The sequence below is a fragment of the Occallatibacter sp. genome (assembly GCF_049510455.1).
In the GTDB taxonomy this organism is placed as follows: domain Bacteria; phylum Acidobacteriota; class Terriglobia; order Terriglobales; family Acidobacteriaceae; genus Telmatobacter.
In genome coordinates, this window is record NZ_JBEKYX010000018.1 from 42,287 (window position 1) to 49,620 (window position 7,334).

The 7,334-nt window shown below is 58.8% G+C and carries 3 protein-coding genes; 2 read left to right on the top strand and 1 reads right to left on the bottom strand.

Annotation, left to right across the window (positions count from 1 at the left end; translation table 11 throughout):
- Nucleotides 1-48 precede the first annotated feature (48 nt).
- The gene (gene guaA / locus ABSG47_RS05335; protein WP_424167362.1) at nt 49-1,599 is read right to left on the bottom strand and encodes a glutamine-hydrolyzing GMP synthase; all 1,551 of its coding nucleotides are present in this window, start codon (nt 1,597-1,599) and stop codon (nt 49-51) included.
- Nucleotides 1,600-1,893: 294 nt separating this feature from the next.
- Here guaA and ABSG47_RS05340 point away from each other — a divergent pair, with 294 nt between their 5' ends.
- Together ABSG47_RS05340 and ABSG47_RS05345 are read left to right on the top strand one after the other, a co-directional pair.
- Nucleotides 1,894-5,133 carry a PAS domain S-box protein gene (locus ABSG47_RS05340; RefSeq protein ID WP_424167364.1) on the top strand — a complete coding sequence of 1,080 codons (3,240 nt, stop codon included), beginning with the start codon at nt 1,894-1,896 and terminating at the stop codon, nt 5,131-5,133.
- 121 nt (nt 5,134-5,254) lie between these two features.
- A partial coding sequence (locus ABSG47_RS05345) for a M13 family metallopeptidase (protein WP_424167367.1) occupies nt 5,255-7,334 on the top strand: 2,080 nt, incomplete at its 3' end.

Sequence of the window (7,334 nt, forward strand, 5' to 3'; positions counted from 1 at the left end):
CAAAGTTTCCAGTGCATCGAAGGCGCAAAAGGGATGGACGGTCAATCCTCACTCCCACTCGATAGTGCCCGGCGGCTTCGACGTAATGTCATACACAACCCGGTTAATGCCCCGCACCTCATTCACAATGCGGCTTGAGATCCGCTTCAGCACCTCATACGGCAGCGGAGTCCAGTCCGCCGTCATGCCGTCTTCCGAATGCACAGCCCGAACCGCAGCCGTGTATGCATACGTCCGCTGGTCGCCCATCACGCCCACGCTCATCACCGGCAGCAATACGGCAAAGCTCTGCCAGATCTTGGTGTACAGTCCGGCAGCCTTGATCTCGCTCACCACAACGTCGTCAGCTTCCTGCAGCAGCGCCACACGGTCTGGGGTGACTTCACCCAGAATGCGCACGGCCAACCCCGGCCCAGGGAACGGCTGCCGGCTCAAAATCTCCTCCGGCATACCCATATCGCGGCCAATGCGCCGCACCTCGTCTTTAAACAGGTCACGCAGCGGCTCAATCAGCTTGAGCTTCATGTGCTCAGGCAGGCCGCCCACATTGTGGTGGCTCTTGATGGTCTGGCTAGGCCCCTTCACGCTGCTCGACTCGATTACATCCGGATAGAGTGTTCCCTGCACCAGCCAGTCCACTCCGCCCGTTTCATGCGCAATCCGCGTTGCCTCGTCGTCAAAGACGGCAATAAATTCGTTGCCGATGATCTTGCGCTTCTTCTCCGGGTCGGTCACGCCAGCGAGCTTGCTCAGAAAGCGCTCGCTCGCATCCACAGCCACCAGGTTTAGCCCCAGCTTGTCGCGCAGATTCTTCTGCACGCTCTGGAATTCGTTCTTGCGCAGCACGCCGTTGTTCACAAAAACGCACGTCAACTGGCTGCCGATGGCCTTATGCACCAGCATCGCCGCCACGGAAGAGTCCACGCCGCCGGAAAGCCCGCAGATGACATGATCCTTGCCGACCTTGGCGAGGATTGCAGCCACCGTCGTCTCAACAAAGTGCGCCGGCGTCCAGTCACCTTTAGCCCCACAGATGCCAAAGACAAAATTTTTGATCAGCTGAGGCCCGAGCGGCGTATGGTGTACCTCCGGATGAAACTGCACGGCCCATATACGGCGCTCTTCGTTCGCAATGCCGGCCAGCGCATTTGAACTTACAGCCGTCCGCGTAAACCCTCCAGGCAGCTCTCGCGCCTCATCGCCGTGGCTCATCCACACGTTCATCTGTGGCGGCAGTCCCTCAAAAAGCGGCGTCGCGGCATGCTCAATCGTCACTTCCGCGTGCCCATACTCGCGCTTGGGGCCGGGCCGAACCACTCCACCCAAATGATGCACAATGTAGTGCAGACCGTAACAGATACCAAGAATCGGCGTCTGCTGATCCAGAATCCTGGGGTCCGCAGCCGGCGCATCCGCGTCATATACAGAGGACGGGCCGCCGGAAAGAATCATGCCAAGCGGCTTGTAGCTCTGAATCTCCTGAAGGGAAGCCGTGCAGGGCAGAACAACGCAAAAGACGTTCAGCTCGCGGATGCGCCGGGCAATCAGCTGCGTATACTGCGAGCCAAAATCAAGGATAACGATGGTTTGGGTGTCCACTTTTCAGTGTGTCAGGGTACCGCATGGCCTGTAAAGAACTGCCTTGATCCCACCAACCGAAAAGAGCGTCCGCCTGACCATCCGGCAAAATTCCGCGCTGCAGCCCTTCATTCCGTATCGGGCATCGAATGACTTGCAATCTCTCGAAAATCCGTTGAATTTCGATTGACTTTCACGAGACGAATCGGAATAGTGAGACTGAAGAAATGACTTGGTTTATCGGTTTGTAGATTTGTAAACTAGCCGCGCCATCGGTCGAGATTCGCGGAGAAGCAGAGAGAGAGAGCATCCTCAATGGATAGCAAGCGATCCCTTACTCCACTGCTGTGGAAGATCGCCCTGGCGCTCGCAATCGTGGCGGCGGCATATCTGCTGCGCCTTTTTCTCGTTTGGCAATTCGGCTTTCAACTCTCGCTTTACCTCACCTATCTGCCGCCCATCCTTGCCATTGCGCTGCTGCTGGGCCTGTGGCCCGGCCTTGCAGCTACCGCGGCCTCCGCGCTGATTGTGGCTCTCACCGTCATCATGCCAAAGGGGTCGTCAGAGAACGTCAGGATGGGCCACCTGATCGCTTTCGGATTTTCCATTCTGTCCTGCGCGGCCTTCTGCTTTATGGCCGAGTATGTGCGCAAGAGCCAGAGCAGACTCGCGGAGCTCGAAAGCGAATCTATTTTGCACGAGCTCAGCGCCAAGCTGCAGGCAGCCCTTGAAAGCTCGGCAGAGGCCATGTTCATCTGCGATGCCAATGGCAATTTTGTGGATTTCAACCAGGCATTCGCAGTCTTCCACAAATTCCGTAGCAAGTCCGAGTGCCCGCGTATGAACGCCGACTATCCCGGCTTCCTGGATGTGTTTTTTCCGGACGGCACACCGGTGCCGGCGGAGCAATGGGTGGTGCCGCGGGCGCTGCGCGGCGAGCAGGCCACAGGCGTGGAATTCCGGCAGCGGCGCAAGGACACCGGAGAGCAGTGGGTGGGCAGCTTCAACTTCGCCCCCGTTCGGGATCGCGCTGGAAAGATCGCCGGCTGCGTAGTCAGCGCGCTCGACATTACAGAGCGCAAGCGTTCCGAAGAGGCTCTCAAAAGCAGCGAAGAGCTCTACCGAAGCGTCTTTCACACCAGCACGGACGCCATGGTAATTACGCGCCTGTCCGACCGGACATACGTTGACATCAACCGCCGGTTTGCCGAGTACTTCGGCTTCACCTGCGAGGAAGCAATCGGCAAGACCTCCGTGGACATGGGCATGTGGACCAATCTCGCAGACCGCGAGGCGGTATTCTCCGCCATAGAACATGGTGAGGAATTTCGCGATGTATCCATAAAATTCCGCAGAAGCGATGGCTCTGTGCTTTGGGGACTGGTCTCCGCCGCGCCGCTCATCATTCGCGGCGAGCCCTGCATGCTTGCCTCGATTCATGATGCCACCCGCGAAAAGCTGGCAGAGGATGCCCGGCGCACCAGCGATGCCCGCTATCGTACTGCTTTTCAAACCAGCGCCGATGCCATCGTGATTACCCGCTTCCCCGATTGCCGGTGCGTCGACATCAACGGAAGATTTACCGAATACTTCGGCTATACCCCAGCGGAGGCCATCGGCAAGACCTCGGCAGAATTAGGGCTCTGGCCTAATCCCGCTGACCACGAGCTCCTGGTGAATGTCTTTCGCGATGGGAAAGACTGCCGCGATGTGCAGGTTGAGTTTCGCAGGCGGGATGGTTCCGCGCTCTGGGGCATACTCTCCGCCACCCGGCTAGTCGTTGACGGCGAAGAATGCCTCCTCTCATCGGTGCGCGACATCACCCGGGAAAAACAGGCCGAAGACGCCCTGCGCTTCAGTGAAGCGCGCTATCGCGCGGCCTTTGAAACCAGTCCGGACGTCATTGTCATCACGCGCATCTCCGACGGCGTTTACATCGATGTCAATCCAGCCTTCACTACCGTCACCGGATGGCGCGGCGATGAAGTGATCGGCAGACCCTCGCGGGAACTCGACATCTGGACTGACTATGCCAACCGCGACGCCATGCTGGAAATCGTCCAGAAGGGCGAAAGCTTCCGCAGCGTCGAGATTCAGTTCCGCAAAAAAGACGGCACTCTGATCTGGGGCTCTGTCTTCGCCACCACAATTGAAGTCAATGGCGTGCCCTGCATCCTGATCCAGGTGCGCGATGTCTCCCATGAAAAGAAAGCCGAAGAAGAGATTCGCACCCTGGCTTTTTATGACCAGATAACCGGCCTGGCCAACCACCGCCTGCTCTTTGAGCAATTCCGCAAGAGCATCGCGCTCAGCTCGCGCACACACCACAAGCGCGCCATGCTCTTCCTGGACCTGGACAATTTCAAAATCCTCAACGATACGCGCGGCCATCATACCGGCGACCTGCTGCTGCGCGAAGTGGCCAACCGGCTACAAGAGTGCGTCAACTCAGCCGACACGGTCTCACGGCTGGGCGGCGATGAGTTCGTGCTGATTCTCGAAGAGCTGCACGGCTACCCGGAGATCGCGGCCACGCAGGCCATGAGTGTGGCGGAAAAAATTCTCCTGCTGGTTGCGCAGCCGTATCTGCTGGAACAGGCCGAGATCCGCACCAGTTGCAGCATCGGCATCACAGTCTTTGGCGATAACCAGGCCGATTTCAATCATGTATTGCAGCAGGCGGACATCGCCATGTACCAGGCCAAGGCAGCGGGACGCAACTCCATGCGCTTCTTTGCGCCGGGCCTGCAGGCTGCCGTTACCGCGCGCGCCACTCTGGAAGAGGAGATGCGCCAAGGCCTTGAGAACAAGCAGTTTGTCCTCTATTTCCAGCCGCAATATCAGAACGGCAGGCTCTACGGCGCCGAAGCGCTGGTGCGCTGGCGGCATCCACGTCAAGGCCTTGTCATGCCGGGTGAGTTTATTCCATTGGCCGAGGAAACGCGCCTCATTCTGCCGCTCGGAGCCTGGGTGCTTGAGAGCACCTGCCAGCAGATTGCCTCATGGACAGATAGATGCCCGGATCTCAACATCACAGTTGCGGTCAATATCAGCGCACTTCAGTTGCGCAAAGATGATTTCGTGGCCTCCGTGCTCGATGCCATTGCGCGCACTGGAGCAAATCCCGGATATCTCAAGCTGGAGCTGACGGAGTCCATGTTGATCGAAAACATTGAAGACGCCATCGCCAAGATGACCGCACTCAAAAAGCATGGCATCCGGTTTGCTCTCGACGACTTCGGCACCGGCTACTCGTCTCTGGCATACCTCAAGCGGCTGCCGCTCTCGCAGATCAAGATCGACCGCTCGTTTGTGCGCGATCTTCTCGACGATCCCAACAGCAGCACCATTGCCAGTATTGTCATCGCGCTCGGCAAAGAGATGGGATTGCGCGTTCTGGCCGAGGGAGTGGAGACCTGCGAGCAGCGCGAGGCCCTCCAGGCGCTCGGATGCTACCTTCACCAGGGCTATCTTTACGGGCCGCCGCTGCCGCCGGAAGACTTCGAGCAGTTGCTGTTTCAATGCTACGGCGATTCCGAGCAGCAGCCGGCTTGAAATCCGGAATCTCTGAAACTCACTTCAGTGCGGCTCCTGCCTGCTCTCGTTTTTTTAGGCCGCGCCGTGCTACATTGCTATCCATCACTGCATGCCTACCCCACCGTCAAAGGGAAAACCGATGAACTGTTCTCGCATTGCCTCCGCTCTGCTGCTTGCAGCCGGAACCATTTTCACTGCCAGCGCCCAAACCGCCGGAGCCCAATCGAATCCTGACAAGCCCGCGCCGCCGCCCGACGCCAAAAGCCTGGATCTCTCCGCCATCGACAAAACCGCGGACCCCTGCGCCGACTTTTACCAGTACTCCTGCGGTAACTGGAACAAGGCCAATCCCATTCCAGCCGACCAGGTTCGCTGGGCGCGCAGCTTCTCACTGCTCGGTGAGCGCAATCGGTATCTGCTCTGGCAGGAACTCGACGCTGCCTCAAAAGACCCCAAAACTCCGCTGCAGAAAAAATTCGGCGACTACTATGCCGCCTGCATGAACACCGATCTTGTGGAGCAGAAGGGTCTCGAGCCGCTCAAACCCGCACTCAACAGCATTGCCGCGTTGAACGATCCGCATAAGCTCGCCGTCCTTGTCGGCGAACTGGCCGCGCACGGCGAACCGGCGCCGCTCTTCCGCTTCGGCGTTTCGCAGGACGAAAAGGATTCGAGCAAACAGATCGCCACCGTCGGCCAGTCCGGCATTTCGCTTCCCGACCGCGACTATTACCTTCTTGACCGCTTCGCAAAAATCCGCGACCAGTACAAGGATCACGTAACCAAAATATTCACGCTGGCCGGCGACACGCCGGACGCCGCCGCCAAAGAAGCCGACAGCGTGATCCGCATTGAAACCGCGCTGGCCAAGGCCTCCATGACCCGCGTCGCGATGCGCGACCCCGAAAACCGCTACCACATCTACACCGTCGCCGATTTCCAGAAGCTCACGCCCGATTTTGACTTTTCTACTTACTTCAAGGATGTAAAGGTCGGCAGTTTCGATACGATCAATGTCACTACGCCGGACTTCTTCAAGTCGCTCAACGGGCTCCTTACCTCCGAGCCGGTCGATGCCTGGAAGTCCTACCTGCGCTGGCACACCATCCACGCCGTTGCGTCGAATCTGCCCAAGGCGTATTTCGACGAGAACTTCGCCTTCTTCGGCAAGGTGCTCGCAGGCCAGAAAGAGCCCACTCCGCGCTGGAAGCAGTGTACGCAGATGACCGACGCGGCGCTGGGCGAAGCCGTCGGCCAGGACTGGGTTAAAGAGCACTTCCCGCCCGAGGCCAAGGCCAAGATGGACCAACTCGTCGCAGCCCTTGAAAAATCTCTCGGCGACGACATCAAGACGCTGCCCTGGATGAGCGACGAAACCAAAAAAGCCGCGCAGGAAAAGCTCTCAATGATTCGTAACAAGATCGGCTACCCGGAAAAATGGCGCAGCTACAGCGCCCTTGAAGTCAAGCGCGACGATCTCCTCGGCAACGTTCGCCACGATGCTATCTTCCAGCGCAACTACAACCTCTCCAAGCTGGGCAAGCCCGTGGACGAAAAAGAGTGGGGCATGACGCCGCCCACCGTCAACGCCTACTACAGCCCGTCCATGAATGACATCAACTTTCCCGCGGGCATCCTGCAGCCGCCGTTCTTTGATGCCTCCATCGATCCGGCCGTGAACTTCGGCGGCATCGGCGTTGTCATCGGCCATGAGATGACACACGGTTTTGACGACGAAGGCTCCAAATACGACGGCAAGGGCAATCTGCGCGAATGGCAGAGCGCCGAGGACCGCAAAAAGTTCGTCGAACGCACTGACTGCGAAGTGGCCGAGTACAGCGGCTTTGAGACCGCGCCCGCGCATGACGACACACCCGCGCAGAATCTCAACGGCAAGCTCACCCTGGGCGAAAACACCGCCGATAACGGCGGTCTCCGCATCGCCTATCTCGCGCTTCTCGACACCCTCGCCGCCGAACACAAGTCCATCGACGACCAGATCGACGGCTACACCGAAAAGCAACGCTACTTCCTGGGCTTCGCGCAGGTGTGGTGCGAAAACCAGACCGAACAATCCGCCCGCCAGCGCGCGCTCACCGATCCTCACTCCACCGGCAAGTGGCGCGTCAACGGCGCCGTGCAGAACTTCGACGAGTTCGGCAAAGCCTTCAGTTGCACCAAGGGCCAGCCCATGTACCCGGTCAACTCCTGCCGGGTCT